Consider the following 18,857-nt stretch of genomic DNA (forward strand, 5'->3'; position numbering starts at 1 on the left):
GTAGGAAGCCATGACGGTGCATTCCGGCAATTGCGAAGCCATCTGGTGTCTCGACAATGCGCGGCAGATTATCGGCAAAAGCCGGGCGAATGCCGACGCCAGTCTCGATCAGCCGGGCCTCGCCGAAAGCTGGGTTCAACGTGTAGGCAGCATTGAGGAATTCCATGAGAGACCGCGCGCTGATCGGACCGTCATCCCTCGCCTCTATCATGGTGGCGCCGACCATAAAGCAATTGTTGTCGCGTGGCACGATGTAGATCGGATGGCGCGGATGCAGCAGCCGGATGGGGCGGCTCAGGCTTATATCCGCTGTTTGCAGATAGATCATTTCGCCGCGCACCCCGCGCAGGTCCTCAATCGTATCGATTGCGGCAGCACCGCTACAATCGACGATGCTGTCAAAGCGGCTGGTATCAAGCTCGGCATCAGGTCCGAGATAGAAAGAAACACCCTGCTGCACCAACGCCTGATAAAGACCGTCCAATGCATGGCGTGGATCGAGGTGGGCTTCATCCGTGAAAAACAGGCCCTTGCGAAAACGCCCGGCCAAATCCGGTTCCAATGCGGCGATGCCATCGGCGTCCAGCCATTGGTAGCCACTTGTGCGGCTGGCAAAGCGGTTCAGATCCTGAATATCGCGGTTTGGGGTCAGCACCAGAGTTCCCTTGCGCGTCACGGAACCAGGCAAAGCCTGTTCCCACCAATCCGCTGCTGCAAGGCCAAGCGTCAGAACCTGCTCTTCTGCTGCTTCCCGCTCACAATAAGGTGCCAGCATCCCACCTGCATAGTGAGAAGCCCCCTGCCCTACCGAGGTTTTGATATCGCGCACCGCGACATTGATACCGCGTAGAGCAAGTTCAAGCGCCAATGTGAGGCCGGCAACGCCGGCCCCCTTGATCAGAATGGACATGTCATTCTCCCGCCGACGGTTTCTCCTCATCGGAGACCGGCATGTAGAGATCGCCACCATCGCGATATTTGGCCGCCATGGCTTCCAGCCCCTCTTTCTGGGCTTCGGCGCGAATATCGTGGGAAATCCGCATCGAACAGAATTTCGGGCCGCACATCGAGCAGAAATGCGCAACCTTATGGGCTTCCTTTGGCAGGGTTTCGTCGTGGAAGGACCGGGCTGTGTCTGGATCAAGCGACAGGTTGAACTGGTCTTCCCAGCGGAATTCGAAACGGGCGCGCGACAATGCATCGTCGCGGACCTGGGCTGCCGGATGCCCCTTGGCGAGATCGGCGGCGTGAGCCGCGATCTTGTAGGTGATGACGCCTGTCTTGACGTCCTTGCGATCCGGCAGGCCCAGATGCTCCTTCGGCGTCACGTAGCAGAGCATGGCCGTGCCGTACCAGCCGATCATCGCCGCCCCGATGCCCGACGTGATGTGGTCGTAACCGGGAGCGATGTCGGTGGTCAGCGGACCGAGCGTGTAGAAGGGCGCCTCGCCGCAGGTCTTCAACTGCTTGTCCATATTCTCCCTGATCTTATGCATCGGCACGTGGCCGGGGCCTTCGATCATCACCTGGCAATCTTTCGCCCAGGCGATTTTGGTCAGTTCGCCCAGCGTTTCCAGTTCGGCGAATTGCGCGGCATCATTGGCATCGGCAATCGAACCGGGGCGAAGGCCGTCACCAAGCGAGAACGACACGTCATAAGCCCGGCAAATATCGCAGATTTCATCGAAATGCTCGTAGAGGAAGCTCTCCTTGTGATGATGCAGACACCACTTGGCCATGATCGAGCCGCCGCGCGACACAATGCCGGTGACACGGTTGACGGTGAGATGGATATAGGAGAGGCGCACGCCGGCATGGATGGTGAAATAATCCACCCCCTGCTCGGCCTGTTCGATCAGCGTATCGCGGAACACGTCCCAGGTCAGGTTTTCGGCAATGCCATGCACCTTTTCCAACGCCTGATAGAGCGGCACCGTGCCAATCGGCACCGGGGAATTGCGGATGATCCAGTCGCGGATATTGTGAATGTTGCGCCCGGTGGAGAGGTCCATCACCGTATCGGCGCCCCAGCGGATCGCCCAGACCATTTTTTCCACTTCCTCGGCCATGGATGAGGTGACGGCGGAATTGCCGATATTGGCATTGATCTTCACCAGGAAATTCCGGCCGATAATCATCGGCTCGGCTTCCGGGTGGTTGATATTGGCCGGGATGATGGCGCGGCCCATGGCCACTTCCTGACGGACAAATTCTGGCGTGACGTAATCCGGGATGGACGCGCCAAAGCTTTCGCCCTCGCGGATCAGAGCGTCCTTGGCAGCTTTGCGGCCAATATTCTCGCGGATGGCGATGAACTCCATCTCCGGGGTGACGATGCCAGCACGGGCATAGGCAAGCTGGGTTACGGCTTGGCCAGGCTTGGCCCTTAAGGGCGCATTGCGCACCGGAAATTCGGGCGTCAGCTTTTCACCGGTCGCAAAGCCATTATCCTCCGGCTTGACGTGGCGTCCGGCATAGGATTCGACATCACCGCGTGCGACCACCCATTCGGCGCGAACACGCGGCAAGCCTGCATCGATGGCAATGGTGGCGTTCGGATCGGTATAGGGGCCGGAACTGTCATAAACATTGACCGGCGGCTCGCCTGAGGTGGGGTGCAGCGTGATCTGGCGCATCGGCACGCGGATCTGCGGGTAGATCTCTCCGGAAATATGCACCTTGGCGGAGGCGGGAAGCGTCCCGGTGGTGACTTCGGGGGTCGGAAACTGTGGGGCGATATTCATTTTTGAGGCTCCAAGTGTTCAGGTTGGAGACCCAGTCATGATAGCCGGAATGATGGAAAGACGCCTTGAACCCAAATAGGGACATAACCCCAATACGGGCCATGGTTTTGCAGCGCTTGCACCGTCCCTACGCCAGTATGAACTGGATCAGGTTCAACGGGTCACCGCGCTGCTGTTAAGCCTAGCGGAATCTCAGCCCCTTGCGGGACACCCCTGGTGAATGAGAGAAGATTACTGCGGAACTGGCACTAAGGTCAATGCCCGGCGAAATCTCATTTCGCGGCAGAAAACGCTAAACACCCCAGGTCCGCTCCAGCACAGAAATCCAGTTGCCATGGCAGACCTTGGCAATTGATGCCGCATCATACCCTCGTGCTTCCAGCCCCTGGACGATCAATGGCAGGCCGGTTGCATCCTTCAGGGCGTCTGGAACAGTGGTGCCATCGAAGTCTGAGCCGAGTGCGACATGGTCGATGCCGATGCGCGTCACGATATAATCAATATGGTCAATGAGCACGTCCAGCGGTGTAGCGAGATTGCGCTGGCCATCTTCGCGCAGGAAAATCACCCCGAAATTGATACCCACCAAACCACCACTGTCACGGATCGCATCCAACTGCTTGTCGGTGAGGTTGCGGCTATGCAGGCATAGCGCGTGAGCGTTGGAATGGGAGGCGACAAGCGGTGCATTGGAAAGACCGGCAATATCCCAGAAGCCCTGTTCATTCATATGAGAGAGATCGACCATGATCTTCAACTCATTGCAAGCACGGATCAGGTCCTTGCCAGCATCCGTCAGACCGGGGCCGATATCCGGGGGGGATGGAAAGCGGAAGGGAACGCCATGAGCAAAGATATTCGGACGACTCCAGACAGGACCGAGCGAGCGTAGCCCCGCCTGATGCAGCACATAAAGGGCATCGAGATCGGCAGCGATGGCCTCAACGCCTTCGATGTGGAAAACTGCCGCAAAGATTTCATTGGCCAGGCAATGCCGGATATCGGCGGCACTGCGGCAGACCTTGACGCGACCAGCCGAATTCGCCTCGATTTCAAACAGCAGCCGGGCCATGGCCAGCGTCTCATTCAGCGCTTCCGGCTGGGCCGGAGCCTGGAAATCCCCGTTGTCATCAGGTTTGAAGCTTGGCGAGGGAATGAATACGGCACAAAGTCCACCGGCCAGTCCCCCTTGGCGCGCCTTGGGCAAATCAATATGCCCGGCCTCGCCGCCCTGCAAAAAATCCTGATAGGGATGGGGACGGCCAGAGCGGCGCAGCCGCAGCAGCACATCGTTATGGCCATCGAAAACGGGAACGGTCTGTGTCATCGCTCTATCCTTGCACATCATACAAACGCATCAGCTATGCCGATACATCCTTGCATCGAAGATTCGTGAATATCCAAATGCATCAAAGGCTTGACATATTTAACCCCCAAATGCCACCCATTGAAGCAGATGCAAGACGCTATTGTCATCGGTCTCGCGCGACAAAGCGCATTGTCATACAACCTAAATGGATGCGGTAAATGACAACGCTATCATTGTCGCGGATATTTCGGCGGTAAAAGATTGAATGGAACAGATGTTAAACTGGAAAGACGCCGAACGGACTGTCAACGCCGCTCTTGAACCGTGGAGGCAGGATGGACCCGGTGGGGCGGTGATCGGTTTTGACCTAGATGGCATCCGGTTTGGGTTAAGCGGCGGCGTTGAAAACCTGAGCACGGGCGCGCCATTTACCCCGGATAGCATCATTCGCTATGCCTCCGTCACCAAACATGCCTTTTGTACGCTGGTTCTGTCTGATCCAGACCTCATCCGCCTTGATGATCGGTTGGGCGTGCATTTGCCGGAACTGCAAGAACCACTGGCCAGTGTCACCGTCGGCCGCGCCCTGGATATGAGCGGCGGCTTGCCGGATACCCGTGAGGCGCTGAGCCTGCTTGGGTTGTCGGTCTATACGGAAACCCGAAGCGGGCCGCTGCTGGATTTTCTCAGCCGACAGACCCGGCTGAACTTTGCCCCAGGTTCCGAGGTTTCCTATTCCAATACCGGCTACCGGCTGGTGGAAGCAGCACTAGAGTGCAAGGGCATTTATTTCCGCGATTATATCCAGGGTGCCGGCGCAGAAACCGGGGCGGTTTTCGATGCGCCGGATGGTTGGAATGATGTCGTCAACGGGCTTGCTCCCGGCTATTGGCATGACGGCCAGAAATGGCAGCTTTCAGCCGCTGGCCTGCATATTTCCGCCTCCGGCAGCATGACAGGCAGCGCCCGCTCGCTTGCTCTATGGCTGCAAGCCCTGCTGAAGGGAGAAGGCGCGCTGGCCGGGCGGCTCGAAGCCATGGCCGCTTTACGTCCACTCGCCGATGGCAGGCCAAGCGGTTACGGGTTGGGATTGGCACGCACACGGTTGGGCGAGAAGGACTTTGTTGGTCATGGCGGGTCGCATCCGGGCTACAAGACCTATTTTCTGCTCGACCCTGAAACCGGCGCTGGTTTCGTCGTCGTTTCCAACCGGGAGGACACTAACGGCGCCAAAATCGCCCAGTCGGGGATGATTGCACTGTTCGGTCTGCCCCTGCCACGCTTGTCGAGGGCGCTTCGTGATGGGCTTTACGTGGAAGACAGTGGCCCGAACTGGATTGAGGTGAAGGCAAGCAGCATTCTTGCGCTCGATGCCGAAGACGCGGCCTATGATGATGGAGATGGCTGGGTTTCCTCCCGGTCTTCCACCTCGCCGCTACGGCTGAAAATGCAGGGAGACGACATTATTGGCGACGTCGGCCATGGGCCGCGCCATTACCGACCGGCCAAGGACACTGGTGTTTCGCCGTCGCTTTCAGGCATCTGGCTTTCGCCGGAAAGCGCCCGGTTTGAAATCCACGGCTCCATGCTGGTGATGGGCATCGGCCCAACCCGCCAGTCCATGCCGTTGCAAGCGCTGGGTGGCGGTCGCTACCTCTTCACGCTTCACGATGGTCCCTGGAGCAAGCGGATCTGCCTGAACATGCTCAGTGAAAACCGCCTGGAACTGGTTCTGGCACGCGCCCGGATGATTGAGTATCAGCGGGCGGGATAGCGTTTGTCAGGTTCGGATTGGACCACGTTACACAACACAAACGCTCTGATATGCCGTTACCCCCTCTGCCTTGCCAGGCATCTCCCCCTCAAGGGGGGAGATCGACAAGGGTAGGCTTCTCGCTCCATATCTACTCTTTAAATGTCGGATATCATGGCCATATCGGTCGAAATTGTGGATTGACCCCATCCGATCTCCCCCCTTGAGGGGGAGATGTCTGGCAGGACAGAGGGGGGTAAGCCCCAAATAGAAACGATAGGGTCTTGTCAGGAAAACCCAAGCTCCACCTTTCCCTGACAACCAAACTCTAGGTTCGATTAAATCGCTGTCCTGCGGGCATTTTCCATGTACAGCGCCCGCAACCGCGTCACCACCGGGCCGGGCTTGCCATCACCAACCGGCTTGCCGTCGATGGTGGTGATCGGCACGATGAAATTCGAGGCGCTGGTCAATGCCGCTTCGCGGGCCGCCAGTGCTTCCTCGACGCTGAACGGGCGCTCTTCGATAACAAGTCCATGCTCCTTCGCCAATTGCAACAGCGCCAGCCGGGTGCAGCCGGGCAATGTCGCATTGCTATTGGCGCGGGTGATGATCTTGTCATCGGCGGTGACGATATAGGCCGTCGAGGACGCGCCTTCGGTCACGAAACCGTCTTCCACCATCCAGGCTTCGTCACATCCTTCGGCCTTGGCGGCGCGCTTGGCCAGAACCTGTGGCAGAAGGCAGACGCTTTTGATGTCGCGTCGCGCCCAGCGCTGGTCCGTCACGGTTTTGACCTTCAGGCCTTTTTCCATAACGCTGGCAACGTCGAGTGATTTTGACTGGGTAAACAGCAGCAAGGTCGGAGCGAGGTCCTCGGAATAGAGGAAATTTCGGTCCTCCGCGCCTCTTGTATATTGCAGATAGATCATCCCTTCCTTCAAGCCGTTCTCGGCAATCAACCGCTGTTCAATCTCAACGATTTCATCCGTCGATACCGGCAGATGCCCGCCGATTTCGCCGACGCTGCGCTCCAGCCGGGCCATATGCAGGGCGCTATCGACCAACTTGCCGTCCAGCACGGCGGTCACTTCATAGATGCCGTCACCAAACAGGAAGCCACGGTCAAAAATCGAGATATGCGCTTCGTTTTCGGCCAGGAAGGCGCCATTGAGATAGACAGTGCGAAGGGCGGGATTGGACATGCAAACTCCTGTCATGCGGTAAAAGCGTTAGAGACGACGGATCGTGTCGAGAGAAATAGAGGAAACAACGGTCGGCTTTCCCGTTGCGGCATTAACGCCGGTCATGGAAACGGCCATGGTCAGTGAATTGAGGATCGCCTCCTCGGTTGCCTCGATCACAGCCTCGAAAAGCGGCGAAACAACGTCATTGGAGAGATGTTCGACACTCATCATCGCCTTTCGGCGGGCTGGCGTGCGCCGGACCGACTCTGCCGTAGAAAAGGCCAGTGCGTAATCGCCCGAACCATTGCTGAGCGCAGCACCGGTGCGAGCAAGGCCGCCAAAGCAGCGTTCTGCCAACCGGGTCAGATTGCGCGCGCAAAGCGGCGCATCGGTCGCCACCACAATGACGATGGAGCCATCCTTGTCGTGAACCGCATCGGACCGATAGGGCTTACCCGCAACCATGAGATGGCCGCCATAGTTGGACTGTACAAGGACCCCAAGTGTATATCGGGCATTGCCGATCTCAACCAGCCGCGAGCTGGTGCCGATGCCGCCTTTCAGGCCGAAAGCCACGGTTCCCGCGCCAGCGCCAACAGCCCCCTCCTCTACCGGACCAGGCTTTGCCGCCGCAATCGCTGCGCTAATCTCCGTGACATCGGGACGGGCAGCGCTGATATCATTCAGGCGGCTGTCATTGGTCTCTCCGACCACGGCGTTGAGCGAGGTGACGCGTTCGTTACCCTTCTGGGCCAGCGTATAAAGATTGATCGCCTCGATGGCGCGGCCGACCGCAAGCGTGTTGGTCAGCACAATCGGGGTCTCGATCTCACCAAGCTCGACGATCTGGGTGCTACCGGCAAATTTGCCGTAACCGTTCAAAACGGCGAAACCGGCAGGCACCTTGTCCTGAAACAGATTGCCGCCATGCGGAAGGATCGCGGTGGCACCGGTGCGCGTCCGATCCCCCTCTATCAGGGTCATATGACCAACCGAAACGTCGGTGACATCGGTAATGGCATTGAGCGGTCCGGCGGGATAATGGCCGATGGGACCGCCAAGCTCCCTGAACCGCGCACGCGAATTTTCCGTCACATCCTGCTCCGCCAACCGTCAAATCGGCGGCACCCTACGCCCGGCCCTGACAAATATCACGGCAAATCTAGGGATATCCACGATGTTAGGGCTTTGTCGCCGAATCCCAATGTTCATCGGCCTTGCCATCCACAAACCGCCAGCTATCAAACCAGGTGGTGGTATAGGTCTTGGCTGGATCTTTCGGGTCCTTCATCTCACGGGGAAAGGCGACGGTGACGATGTCGCCTTCAGCCACCACCGAGACCACTTTGGTCTGCATCTTTTCAGGGATCGGTGACGGCGTGACTTTTCGCACCTTGGTGAAATAGTCGATCACGCCCTGACGGCCCGATGCCGCATTGGGATTGTGCTGAATGTAGCGCTCCGTCAGATAGAGATCGGCACGGTCCCAGTGATTGGCCTCCAGCAGTTCCTTTAGGATTTTATAAGTCGTCTGCTTGTTGCGGTTCAGCACCGGGTCGGGGCTGGTAAATAGCGCTTCGGCATTATCAACGCCACGAACCGGCTCCTGTGCAAAAACGCCCGAGGCGAGGCCGAGTGACAGCGCGACGATGGAAAGAAAGATTTTCATGGCAAATCCCGTCAGTGAATGGTGGAGACTTTGAGATCACACCCCAGCGCACCATGCAAGACGGCAGTTTTCCGACCCATAGCAACAAAAAGGAAACCAGCCCTTTCAACCCTTGCGGTGCCGTATCTCCGCCAGCACCTCAGCGGTATGTTCTCCCAGACGCGGTGCGCGGCGTGCGGTCTCCAGCTCGGCATCTGAAAAGACGATCGGTGTTCGGATACCCGGAACGCCATCCGGGGTGATCTTCATTTGCCGGAAGGCAAATTGCGGATCAGCAAACAGGTCCGCCACCGTGTTGATCGGCCCGGCTGGAACGGCCGCCGCCTCCAGTCGCGCCAAAAGGTCGTCGCGCTCGAATTGCCTTGTCTTGTCTTCCATCACGGTTGTCAATTGATCGCGATGGGCGACACGGGCGGCATTGGTGGAAAACTCAGGCGTCACCGCCAGTTCGGACAGGCCCAGCACACCACACAGCCGGCCAAATTGGCCATCGTTGCCGCATGCAATGATGATATGGCCATCGGCAACCGCAAAGGTCTGGTAGGGCGCAATATTGGGATGATTATTGCCCATGCGCTTCGGCACGATGCCTGACGCCGCGTAATTCATCGCCTGATTGGCCAATACCGCCGACATGCAGTCGAACAGTGCCATATCGATGAACTGACCGCGCCCGGTCTGAAGACGTTGGGCCAGCGCCGCCTGGATCGCGATCACTCCGTAAAGCCCGGTGAAGATATCGGCAAAGGCAACGCCGACCTTCTGCGGCGCACCATCCGGCTCTCCCGTCAGGTCCATGATGCCGCTCATGCCTTGGATCATGAAATCATATCCGGCACGTTGCGCATAAGGCCCATCCTGGCCAAAGCCGGTGACGGAGCAATAGACCAACCTAGGATTAAGCTCCTTCAGGCTGTCGTAATCGAGGCCATATTTGGCAAGACCGCCAACCTTGAAATTCTCGATCACCACATCGGCGGATGCAATCAGATCGCGAAGGGTTTTGATGTCTTCAGCCCTGGTAAAATCCGCCGTGACCGACCGTTTGCCGCGATTGCAGGCGTGGAAATAGGCAGCGGCTTTTTCCACACCGTCATCGATGAAGGGCGGTCCCCAGGTTCGGGTATCGTCGCCTTGCGGGCTTTCCACCTTGATCACATCAGCGCCGAGGTCGGCCAGCGTCTGGCCGATCCAGGGACCGGCCAGAATCCGGGCCAGTTCAATGACCTTCAATCCCGACAGTGGCGCATTCGACATCGGTCCGCCCTCAGAAAAATGCCTGGATGCCGGTCTGGGCGCGGCCCAGGATCAGCGCATGCACATCATGGGTGCCTTCATAGGTATTGACCGTTTCCAGGTTCTGCGAATGCCGCATGACGTGATATTCGATCTGGATACCGTTGCCGCCGTGCATGTCGCGGGCCATGCGGGCAATGTCCAGCGCCTTGCCGCAATTGTTGCGCTTGATGAGGGAAATCATTTCCGGCGCATGCTTATGCTCATCCATCAACCTCCCAACGCGCAAGGATGCCTGCAAGCCCAGCGCGATTTCGGTCTGCATATCGGCAAGCTTCTTTTGATAAAGCTGCATCCCGGCCAGCGGCTTGCCAAACTGATGGCGGTCGAGACCATATTGACGCGAGCGCACCCAGCAATCTTCGGCAGCACCCATGACGCCCCAGGAAATACCATAGCGCGCCCGGTTCAGGCAGCCGAATGGGCCTTTCAACCCACTGACGCCAGGCAGCAAGGCATCCTCACCAACCTCAACGCCGTCCATGACGATCTCGCCGGTAATTGACGCACGCAGCGACAGCTTGCCGCCGATTTTCGGGGCGGACAGCCCCTTCATGCCCTTTTCCAGCACGAAGCCGCGAATGGCGCCATCATGCGCCTCGGACTTCGCCCAGACCACGAACACGTCAGCAATCGGTGCGTTGGAAATCCACATTTTCGAGCCGCGCAGGCGATAGCCGCCCTCGATCTTTTCGGCTCTGGTTTTCATGCCGCCAGGATCGGAACCTGCATCGGGTTCGGTCAGGCCGAAGCAGCCAATCAGCTCACCGGACACCAGACCCGGCAGATATTTGTCTTTTTGCTCATCGGAGCCATAGGCAAAGATCGGATGGATCACCAGCGAGGATTGCACGCTCATCATCGAGCGGAAGCCGGAATCCACCCGCTCCACTTCCCGGGCCACCAGCCCATAGCTGACGTAATTGGCACCCGCCGCGCCATATTTTTCCGGCAGGGTCACCCCTAGCAAGCCCGCCTTGCCCATCAGTGGGAACAGTCCACGCTCGGTTTTCTCGTTGAGATACATGTCCTCAACGCGGGAGCTCAGTTCCGCCTTGGCAAAGGCCGCCGCCGCATCGCGGATCATCCGCTCTTCTTCGCTCAACTGGTCTTCCAGCAGAAAGGGATCGTCCCACACAAAGCTCATGGCATCCTCGTATCAAAAATTCTTAGAGCATTTCCAGCAAAAGTGTGTAGCGGTTTTGCGTCCGGAAATGCGCTCTAACTCAGTCTCGCAGATCAAACCGGAATCGCAAAACAATGTTTGCGAAACGGGATATGAGTTATAATCATAGCTGATGAAACTCATTCAACGCCGCCTGCTGCCGTCCACCAGCGCCCTGGTCACCATGGATTCCGTGGCGAGGCTGGGCAGTTTTTCCGCTGCCGCCAGCGAATTGAACCTGACGCAGGGCGCGATCAGCCGGCAGATCCAGACCCTGGAAGAGCAATTGGGAACGCAGCTGTTCCTGCGCAACGGTCGCGGTGTGATCCCGACCCCGCGTGGCGAAAATTTTCACCGCGCCATCCAGGCCGCACTGTCTCTGATTCAGGATGCTTCACTGGAAGCCATGACCGGCTCGCAAGGCAACGCCCTGAACATCGCCATTCTCCCGACCTTTGGCACACGCTGGCTTTTGCCGCGTATTTCCAGCTTTGTCGCCACCCACCCGCATATCAATCTGAATTTCGCAACCCGCATCGGCATATTCCATTTCGATGCCGAACAATTGGATGCCGCCATCCATATCGGCAAGCCGAACTGGCCGCGTGCCACCTGCACCTTCCTGATGGACGAGACGGTTGCCCCGGTGTGCAGCCCGGCTTTTCTGACCCGTCATCCTATCAAATCGGATGGCGATCTGGCCGACCTGCCGCTGATCCAGATGAAGTCGAGACCGCTGGCCTGGGACCACTGGTTCGACAGTCTCGGCATCACCGCCACGCCGCGCGCCGCCATGAGTTTCGAGCAATTCATGAATGTGGCCCAGGCCTGCATTGCCGGGCTTGGCGTTGCGCTGATGCCGCTATTTCTGATCGGGCCGGAGTTGGAAAGCGGTCAGCTTGTCCTGGCATCTCAGCACAGCGTCAACAGCCAGAGCAATTATTATCTCGTGTCACCGGATAACAGGCCGCAATCGAAACCGCTGGCGGCCTTTTCACAATGGCTGCTCGAAGAAGTAGTGGCATTCACGACCAGAGATGCAGGCTAATCAGCTTTTAGCCACCATTGACCAGTCCCAAAATAAGCTGCTGGATCGGACCGCCCGGCGCCATTTCAGATTGCTCGAAGACCCGGTCACGCTCGCGCTTCCGGTCGGATATGTCACCCAGGCGCTTTGTCAACTCGGTACGGATCTTCTTGCAGTCGGGATCATCCGGCACGGTCAGACCAATGCTTGCCGCCTCGATCGCCTTGACCATATCCTTGATATTTTGACCGTGAACACGCTCGTGGGTCTCGATCCCGGCGAAAAATTTTGTCCAGTTTTCCCGAACCGGACTTGTAAGCGACTGGGATGGACGAGGCAGCGTATAGACAATCGTCAATTTGGGAATAGCCGTCTCCAGCACGCAAGTGCTGCCATGCGGCACATATTTGCGTGTCCATGTCAGCTTGAATGTGGTATGAGCAATGACATGTATCCGTTTGTCAGTACCGATAACCGGGCCTTTTTCTCCGATGGATTGATAGAGTTGCGGCCCGCTTTGACCTGAAACGGGGTAAGTCGCAATCTGCTCGACCGCTTGCCAGTCTGCAAATGTTGGATTTGCGACATTTAAAAAAAGCCATGCCATAACGCCAATAGCCATTTTCTCTGAGAGAAATACACCCGATAGGTTGTTACTGCCAAAAAAGCGATCAAGCATGGTTGTTCATGATCCTGTGACAAGGGCTCGTTACTCAAACAATAGTAAGGTTTATTTTCCTGCCTCAAACACACCTGCGAAAGCAAGCGGTTTTTTGTCAGAAAATACTCTAACTCATTGAAATAAAAGAAATGTCACGATTTCGCCACAATGTAATGTTCTATATTAGGTGTGGGTGACGCATAACTCCTATCCATCGAATCGTGCTGTTTGGCAGCATTCGCCAGGAGACTTCAGTGATGCAGACAATTCAATCGAACCCGCAGGACCTCGAATCCATCGCTCGCAAAGGTAGTGCCTTTCGACGCATGGCTGTGCGCATTCCGACATATATTGCCGACGTGAAGGAAAACCCTGCCTGGCTGCCAATGTTTATGCTGGCCAGAACCATGCCGGGTCGACAGTTGCATTGGCTGACGGCGCGCAAGCACAAGCCAGGCTCCAACACCCAACCCAGCATGTTCAAGGCAGACAGCGGATCCGCCACGCTTGCCTTGCGAAAGGACGGAATTTTCACCGGCCTGCAATTGCCAGACGACATCCATGAATCCATTCACGATCATGCGCTAAAAACGCCCTGCTTCGGCAACTTCGACCGGCGACTGGAATTCAAGGCAGGCGATCATGCCGAAGCTGAGAAGACATTCGGACGCCCCATCCTGAGCGGTCACCTGTTCGAGCGGACATTGAATTGCGAAGCGGCTGTCGCTGTTCAAAAAGATCCGTTGCTGATCGATATCGCCAAAAACTATCTCGGCGGCCAGGCGCAGTTAATCACCACCCGTCTCTGGTGGAGCTTTCCCACTGCCGCCACCGAGAAAGACCGCAGCATGGCCTCGCTTGACAAGTTTCATTTCGACCTCGACGACTGGCGCATGTTGAAATTCTTTTTCAATATCAATAGCGTCGATGAGGGGACCGGGCCGCATATCTACGTCAAGGGTAGCCACCGCCGCCGTCGGCTGAAACACCAGTTAACCTTGTTGGTTGGCCACCCGGCGGAAGAAGTGCTTGACTATTACGGCAAGGACAGCGCTGTCACACTCACCGGACCAGCAGGATCGGGCTTTGTCGAAGACCCGTTCGGCTTCCATATGGGTACGGTGCCAACGGCGAAACCACGCTTGATGATGGAGGTCGGCTTCGGCGTTTCCAAGCCGTCAAAGCGCCGCTTCCACGGCGAACCAATCCTGCGCTGAAGGCTGCCAGTCAATAGTCCACGCGACATTAATCCGCAGGCCATTACTAATCCGCAGGACAGGGCCAATCGGACGGATTGGTCAGGCCTGCGGGAAGCTTGGTCTTTGCATCGCCACAGGCAAGGTTGACCTGGTCCTGGTTTAGCCCCTTGGCTGTCGAAAGGTCCACACCTTCAATGCGGGTGCGAAAAAGGAATGCGTCTTCAAAATCGACGCCACCATCCAGCCGCGCCAAATTGAAACTGGCGCGGGACAGGTTTGCCAATGTGAACTTGGCTCCCATCAGGATGGCTTTTTCAAAATTCACCCGGCTCAACTCAGCCTTGGTAAAGTCAGCACCAGCCAGATTGGCGCCACCTAAATTGACGCGCTGCATTTCAGCGGAGACAAAACTGGCGTCCACTCCAGACATTGCCGACATCTCGGCGCGATAGGACTCGATACGGTCGAACTTCGCTCCATCGGCATTGGCGCCCGCAAAAGAGGCGCGGATCAACGTCGCCTTTTCCAAATCGGCTGCCTGCAAACTGGAATTGCTCAAATCGGTAAAACTCAGGTCCGCATCGTAGAGATTAGCAGCGCGAAGGTCGCTTCCGCCCAGCATCAACTGTCGTTTGCGGCATTCTGACCAATCCACCTTGCTGGCCGGCCCGCTTCGGCAATCGGCGGCCTGGGCAAGGCTCGTTCCGAACGTGGAGACGACAACGAGAGAGAACAGGCAAGACGCAAGCCTGGAAGCATTTTTGACATCCTGGAACAAAGCGAATTGCATAGATCTCGTCCAACCTCACCTTTTGGCCATGCACAGCAATCGACCACACGGTCACCATGCATTCCCCCTACGGCATGATTCCTTAAATCCCACCTGATGTCAGGAGAAAATCATGCAGCAATTTAACGTGCTATAGCCCTTTGTTTTTACGCATCTTGTTTTTTGCGTATCTCCAGCCTCCATTCACATATGGAAACGATACAGGCGTCAAGTCTGCTATCGACCTATCTAACCAGACCTGGCTTGGTTACCCAAGGAGTCTCTGCTTAAATCGCTGTATACCGGCGCATTTTTGTCCAAAATCGTTGATCGCTGTCCTAATACCCAGCTTCACCCAGAAAATTATGACACAGACAGACTGTCATGCTCACAAATCATGCCGAGCGACGATCCTTTTGGACACCTTGTCAGGTTCATTGGTGTGCAATGCAATTGTCAAGTATTTCGCAGTGCGGTAAGCCTGATGTGTGACCCATAGCGACCTGACCATTCTTGTCATCGATGAAAATGCCATCCGCGCCTCTATTATCGAGGAAGGGCTGCGGGAGGCAGGACATCTGCATGTCACTGTTATCAACGAGGTCCAGGGTATCGCCCGCAGCATCGAAACGCTTGCGCCAGACGTGATCATCATCGACCTGGAAAGCCCCAATCGCGATATGCTTGAGCATCTGTTTCAACTGAGCCGCAGCGTCAGCCGACCGATTGCAATGTTCGTTGACCGGGCCGATACGGAATCAATCGCCGCTGCCGTCGATGCCGGAGTGTCCGCCTATATCGTCGATGGGTTGCGCAAGGAGCGCGTCAAGCCGATCCTCGATATGGCCGTCATCCGGTTCCGGGCCTTTGAGCGATTGCAGCGCGAATTGACGCAAGCCCGCACGGCACTGGAAGAGCGCAAGGTGATCGAGAAGGCCAAAGGTATCTTGATGAAAATGCGCGGCCTTTCGGAAGAGGAGGCTTTCGCCCTGCTGCGGCAAAGCGCCATGAACGAGAAAAAGAAAATGGTGGAGATCGCCCAGAGCGTTGTCACCGCCGCCAGCCTTTTGATGTGAGGACGCCAGACCATGACCGAGGCCGCCACACAGACGACCATTCGTTCCGCACCGGTCGCAAGCCGGACGGAAACCCGTCACCTGCGCGTTGGCTTCATTCCGCTGGTCGATGCTTCAGTGCTGATTGCAGCCGTTGAATTCGGCTTTGCGGCGCGCCATGGTCTGACCCTGGAACTGGTGAAGGACGTGTCCTGGGCCAATCTGCGTGACCGGCTGGCTTTCCAGCAATTCGATGTCGCCCACATGTTATCGCCGATGCCTGTCGCTTCCATGCTCGGCCTTGGCTCCAACCCCTCCCCAACAATTACGGCGTTTTCGCTGGGACAGGGTGGCAATGCCATCACTCTGTCGATCCGGCTGTTTCAGCGGATGGAAGAAACCGGCCTTGTTGCGGAGCAGGCCAGTGCGCTGGACAATGTCCGGGCGCTGGCCCGTGTGCTGGAGACCATGCGCGAACGCGGTGAGCCGATGCCGACCTTGGGCATGACCTATCCGTTTTCCTCGCATAATTACGAATTTCGCTATTGGCTGGCCGCTGGTGGCATTGATCCGGACCGCGACGTCAAGCTGGTCGTGGTGCCGCCGCCGCTCACCTCCGATGCCTTGGCCGCAGGCGCCATCGATGGATTTTGCGTCGGCGCACCCTGGAACATGGTGGCGTCAGAGCGCGGTGTTGGCCGGATCGTCGCTGCCAAGCAGGATATCTGGCCATCGGCACCTGAAAAAGTGCTGGGCATGCGCCCGGATTGGGCGGCGGCAAACCAGGACACTGTTGCCAGGTTGATCACGGCTCTCGATGAGGCTGCTCGCTGGTGTGACGCACCTGACAACCGCGATGCGCTGGCCGAAATGCTCTCCGCACCGCGCTATATCGGCGCGCCTGGCGACATCATCCGCCATGTGCTGGGTGGTGTCTTCCATCTGGATGCCAAAGGCAATCGCCGGGTCATCGACCACTATTTCCGCTTCCATGCCGAGCACGCAAACTACCCTCGCCCAAGCCAGGCCTTGTGGATCTATAGCCAGATGATCCGCTGGGGACAGACACGCTACGCCGCCGCCGATGTGGAAAACGCAGCCAGTGCGTTTCGCCCGGATATTTACCGTGCCGCTCTTGGCCTGCCCGATCAGTTGGCAGAAGACGATTTACGGGTAGAAGGTCTGCGCCACGAAGACCGTTTCATCGATGGTTTTGTCTTCGATCCTGCCAAACTCGCCTCCTATGCCGGGCAATTCCCGGTGCGCGCCCATCTTGCACCATCTGCGAGACCAGAAGAAATTTGACCGGATTTCGGGCAGTTTTTTCGCCGCACAAATAAGCATTGCGCAATAATTAGACGGGAACCTCGGCTGATTTTCAACCGACCTCCATCCACATTCCGTTGATACAAAAAAATCCATGCCTTTCGGTAGGATTTTTACCCCTTTAATTTCATAGGCTTAATTTCTTAAATCGTATTTCAGCCCCAGAAATTCCGCTCATTTCAGCAGAGTTTCACAAAACTGGCACGGGCTTTGCTTCTATATATTTGCGTGGTCAACGGCGACCAACGCGAAATAGCGCAGACGCTGCGCTTTCCCTGAGACATCGACGTCGCAAGGTTTTTGAGCGGACACCTCCCGGTCCGCGCAGGAATCTTCGCGGCGTTTTTTGCGTTTTGCCCTTTTGCCCGCCCGACAGGAGCCCGTCATGACCCGCATCGCCCATCACGCTATCAATCGCCGTTCCATTCTCAAGGCAACAGGTGCGGCTGCCACGCTTGCCGCCGCCCGCATCCTGTTGCCATCAGGCGCGCTGGCCGCCACCCCCACACCGGAAGTGACGAGCGCCAAGCTTGGTTTCATCGCCCTGACAGATGCCGCACCCTTGATCATCGCGCAGGAAAAAGGCCTGTTTGCCAAATATGGCATGACCGGCGTGGAAGTGTCGAAGCAGGCCTCCTGGGGTGCGACCCGCGACAACTTGGTGCTGGGCGGCGCATCCAATGGCATTGACGGCGCACATATCCTCACGCCAATGCCCTACCTGATGCAAACCGGCAAAGTCACGCAGAACAATGTGCCGGTGCCTATGTCCATCCTTGCACGCCTCAATCTCGACAGCCAGGGCATTTCAGTCGCCAAGGAATATGCAGAGACCGGCGTCGCCCTTGACGCCGCCAAACTGAAGGACGCCTTTGCCGCCAAGAAAGCCAAGACCGGCGAAGTCAAGGTGGCGATGACCTTTCCGGGTGGCACCCATGATCTGTGGATTCGCTACTGGCTTGCCGCTGGCGGCATCAATCCCGACAAGGACGTCTCAACCATCGTCGTGCCGCCACCGCAGATGGTCGCCAATATGAAAGTCGGCTCCATGGACGCCTTCTGCGTCGGCGAACCCTGGAACGAGCAGCTGGTCAACCAGGGCATCGGCTTTACCGCCTGCACCACTGGCGAGCTTTGGAAGGGCCATCCTGAAAAGGCCTTCTCGATGCGCACCGACTGGGTGGAAAAGAACCCCAACGCCACCAAGGCGCTGATGATGGCGATCATGGAAGCGCAAATCTGGTGCGATAGCATGGAGAACAAGGCCGAAATGGCCGATATTCTCGGCAAGCGTCAGTGGTTCAACGTGCCGCCGAAGGACGTACTTGGCAGGCTGAAGGGCAATATCAATTACGGCAATGGCCGCCTGGTGGAAAACACCGGCTTGCAGATGAAGTTCTGGCAGGACCATGCCTCCTACCCGTTCAAGAGCCATGACCTGTGGTTCCTCACCGAAAACATCCGCTGGGGCAAGTTTGCCGCCGATCTCGACATGAAAGCGCTGGTGGATAAGGTGAACCGGCAAGACATCTGGCGCGCTGCCGCCAAGGATCTGTCGGTGGCCAGCGCCGATATTCCGGCATCGACCTCGCGCGGCAAAGAGACCTTCTTTGACGGCAAGGTCTTCGACCCTGAAAACCCCAAGGCCTATCTCGACAGCCTGACCATCAAGGCTGCGGCGTGACCGCGCGCAACAG

The 18,857-nt window shown here is 57.3% G+C and carries 16 protein-coding genes and 1 riboswitch (1 of these 17 only partly in view); of the genes, 6 read left to right on the top strand and 10 right to left on the bottom strand.

All coding sequences use genetic code 11. From position 1 onward, the window contains the following. The 3 genes from thiO to H1Y61_RS21650 form a co-directional block, all read right to left on the bottom strand. Positions 1–910, bottom strand: the 5' portion of a protein-coding gene (gene thiO, locus H1Y61_RS21640; protein WP_180574784.1) for a glycine oxidase ThiO. The gene continues 83 nt to the left of window position 1, outside the view; 910 of the gene's 993 nt are visible here — the first part of the coding sequence; its start codon is at positions 908–910; its stop codon lies off the left edge, out of view. Position 911: 1 nt separating this feature from the next. Further along, positions 912–2,744, bottom strand: a complete 1,833-nt coding sequence (thiC, locus tag H1Y61_RS21645) for a phosphomethylpyrimidine synthase ThiC (protein ID WP_180574785.1) — start codon at positions 2,742–2,744, stop codon at positions 912–914. 106 nt (positions 2,745–2,850) lie between these two features. Next, positions 2,851–2,969, bottom strand: a riboswitch (TPP riboswitch). 67 nt (positions 2,970–3,036) lie between these two features. Continuing rightward, positions 3,037–4,071: a dipeptidase gene (locus H1Y61_RS21650; protein ID WP_180574786.1), complete on the bottom strand. Its 1,035-nt coding sequence runs from the start codon at positions 4,069–4,071 to the stop codon at positions 3,037–3,039. A 247-nt stretch (positions 4,072–4,318) separates the two neighbouring features. On the opposite strand from H1Y61_RS21650, the gene H1Y61_RS21655 reads away from it, so the two are divergent. Next, positions 4,319–5,827: a serine hydrolase domain-containing protein gene (locus H1Y61_RS21655; RefSeq protein ID WP_180574787.1), complete on the top strand. Its 1,509-nt coding sequence runs from the start codon at positions 4,319–4,321 to the stop codon at positions 5,825–5,827. A gap of 317 nt (positions 5,828–6,144) precedes the next feature. Here the strand turns inward: H1Y61_RS21655 and H1Y61_RS21660 are convergent, their stop codons facing one another. The 5 genes from H1Y61_RS21660 to H1Y61_RS21680 all read right to left on the bottom strand — a co-directional run bounded on the left by H1Y61_RS21660 (position 6,145) and on the right by H1Y61_RS21680 (position 11,105). Continuing rightward, a complete protein-coding gene (locus H1Y61_RS21660; protein WP_174112863.1) occupies positions 6,145–7,011 on the bottom strand; it encodes a D-amino-acid transaminase in 867 nt (288 codons plus the stop codon). Between the two features lie 27 nt (positions 7,012–7,038). Next, a complete protein-coding gene (locus H1Y61_RS21665; protein ID WP_180574788.1) occupies positions 7,039–8,088 on the bottom strand; it encodes a DmpA family aminopeptidase in 1,050 nt (349 codons plus the stop codon). Positions 8,089–8,173: 85 nt separating this feature from the next. Continuing rightward, positions 8,174–8,662 (bottom strand): nuclear transport factor 2 family protein, encoded by a 489-nt coding sequence (locus tag H1Y61_RS21670; protein ID WP_180574789.1) that lies wholly within the window; start codon positions 8,660–8,662, stop codon positions 8,174–8,176. Between the two features lie 105 nt (positions 8,663–8,767). Next, complete coding sequence (locus H1Y61_RS21675) at positions 8,768–9,919, bottom strand: CaiB/BaiF CoA transferase family protein (RefSeq protein WP_180574790.1); 1,152 nt, start codon at positions 9,917–9,919, stop codon at positions 8,768–8,770. 10 nt (positions 9,920–9,929) lie between these two features. Continuing rightward, positions 9,930–11,105: an acyl-CoA dehydrogenase gene (locus H1Y61_RS21680; RefSeq protein ID WP_180574791.1), complete on the bottom strand. Its 1,176-nt coding sequence runs from the start codon at positions 11,103–11,105 to the stop codon at positions 9,930–9,932. 151 nt (positions 11,106–11,256) lie between these two features. Here H1Y61_RS21680 and H1Y61_RS21685 point away from each other — a divergent pair, with 151 nt between their 5' ends. Then, positions 11,257–12,171, top strand: a complete 915-nt coding sequence (locus H1Y61_RS21685; protein WP_180574792.1) for a LysR family transcriptional regulator — start codon at positions 11,257–11,259, stop codon at positions 12,169–12,171. 7 nt (positions 12,172–12,178) lie between these two features. Here H1Y61_RS21685 and H1Y61_RS21690 read toward each other — a convergent pair whose 3' ends face one another. Next, complete coding sequence (locus H1Y61_RS21690; RefSeq protein WP_409363996.1) at positions 12,179–12,829, bottom strand: DUF922 domain-containing Zn-dependent protease; 651 nt, start codon at positions 12,827–12,829, stop codon at positions 12,179–12,181. A 239-nt stretch (positions 12,830–13,068) separates the two neighbouring features. Between H1Y61_RS21690 and H1Y61_RS21695 the strand changes: the two genes are divergently transcribed. Beyond that, positions 13,069–14,028 (top strand): phytanoyl-CoA dioxygenase family protein, encoded by a 960-nt coding sequence (locus H1Y61_RS21695; RefSeq protein ID WP_174112919.1) that lies wholly within the window; start codon positions 13,069–13,071, stop codon positions 14,026–14,028. 46 nt (positions 14,029–14,074) lie between these two features. On the opposite strand, the gene H1Y61_RS21700 is transcribed toward H1Y61_RS21695, so the two are convergent. Beyond that, a complete protein-coding gene (locus H1Y61_RS21700) occupies positions 14,075–14,800 on the bottom strand; it encodes a pentapeptide repeat-containing protein (protein ID WP_180574793.1) in 726 nt (241 codons plus the stop codon). Positions 14,801–15,267: 467 nt separating this feature from the next. On the opposite strand from H1Y61_RS21700, the gene H1Y61_RS21705 reads away from it, so the two are divergent. The 3 genes from H1Y61_RS21705 to H1Y61_RS21715 all read left to right on the top strand — a co-directional run bounded on the left by H1Y61_RS21705 (position 15,268) and on the right by H1Y61_RS21715 (position 18,844). After that, entirely contained in the window at positions 15,268–15,855 is a 588-nt protein-coding gene (locus H1Y61_RS21705; protein ID WP_012654181.1) for an ANTAR domain-containing response regulator, read from the top strand. 12 nt (positions 15,856–15,867) lie between these two features. Continuing rightward, positions 15,868–17,139, top strand: a complete 1,272-nt coding sequence (locus H1Y61_RS21710) for a CmpA/NrtA family ABC transporter substrate-binding protein (RefSeq protein ID WP_180574794.1) — start codon at positions 15,868–15,870, stop codon at positions 17,137–17,139. A gap of 406 nt (positions 17,140–17,545) precedes the next feature. After that, the gene (locus H1Y61_RS21715) at positions 17,546–18,844 is read left to right on the top strand and encodes a CmpA/NrtA family ABC transporter substrate-binding protein (RefSeq protein WP_180574795.1); all 1,299 of its coding nucleotides are present in this window, start codon (positions 17,546–17,548) and stop codon (positions 18,842–18,844) included. Positions 18,845–18,857 lie beyond the last annotated feature (13 nt).

Source organism: Agrobacterium vitis (genome assembly GCF_013426735.1).
Taxonomy (GTDB): domain Bacteria; phylum Pseudomonadota; class Alphaproteobacteria; order Rhizobiales; family Rhizobiaceae; genus Allorhizobium; species Allorhizobium vitis_D.

What these genes read in the sequence shown, in the direction of transcription:
- thiC (WP_180574785.1), bottom strand. Translation starts at nt 2,744, where the DNA reads ATGAATATCGCCCCACAGTTTCCGACCCCCGAAGTCACCACCGGGACG.
- H1Y61_RS21650 (WP_180574786.1), bottom strand. Translation starts at nt 4,071, where the DNA reads ATGACACAGACCGTTCCCGTTTTCGATGGCCATAACGATGTGCTGCTG.
- H1Y61_RS21655 (WP_180574787.1), top strand. Translation starts at nt 4,319, where the DNA reads ATGGAACAGATGTTAAACTGGAAAGACGCCGAACGGACTGTCAACGCC.
- H1Y61_RS21660 (WP_174112863.1), bottom strand. Translation starts at nt 7,011, where the DNA reads ATGTCCAATCCCGCCCTTCGCACTGTCTATCTCAATGGCGCCTTCCTG.
- H1Y61_RS21670 (WP_180574789.1), bottom strand. Translation starts at nt 8,662, where the DNA reads ATGAAAATCTTTCTTTCCATCGTCGCGCTGTCACTCGGCCTCGCCTCG.
- H1Y61_RS21675 (WP_180574790.1), bottom strand. Translation starts at nt 9,919, where the DNA reads ATGTCGAATGCGCCACTGTCGGGATTGAAGGTCATTGAACTGGCCCGG.
- H1Y61_RS21680 (WP_180574791.1), bottom strand. Translation starts at nt 11,105, where the DNA reads ATGAGCTTTGTGTGGGACGATCCCTTTCTGCTGGAAGACCAGTTGAGC.
- H1Y61_RS21685 (WP_180574792.1), top strand. Translation starts at nt 11,257, where the DNA reads ATGAAACTCATTCAACGCCGCCTGCTGCCGTCCACCAGCGCCCTGGTC.
- H1Y61_RS21690 (WP_409363996.1), bottom strand. Translation starts at nt 12,829, where the DNA reads ATGCTTGATCGCTTTTTTGGCAGTAACAACCTATCGGGTGTATTTCTC.
- H1Y61_RS21695 (WP_174112919.1), top strand. Translation starts at nt 13,069, where the DNA reads ATGCAGACAATTCAATCGAACCCGCAGGACCTCGAATCCATCGCTCGC.
- H1Y61_RS21700 (WP_180574793.1), bottom strand. Translation starts at nt 14,800, where the DNA reads ATGCAATTCGCTTTGTTCCAGGATGTCAAAAATGCTTCCAGGCTTGCG.
- H1Y61_RS21710 (WP_180574794.1), top strand. Translation starts at nt 15,868, where the DNA reads ATGACCGAGGCCGCCACACAGACGACCATTCGTTCCGCACCGGTCGCA.
- H1Y61_RS21715 (WP_180574795.1), top strand. Translation starts at nt 17,546, where the DNA reads ATGACCCGCATCGCCCATCACGCTATCAATCGCCGTTCCATTCTCAAG.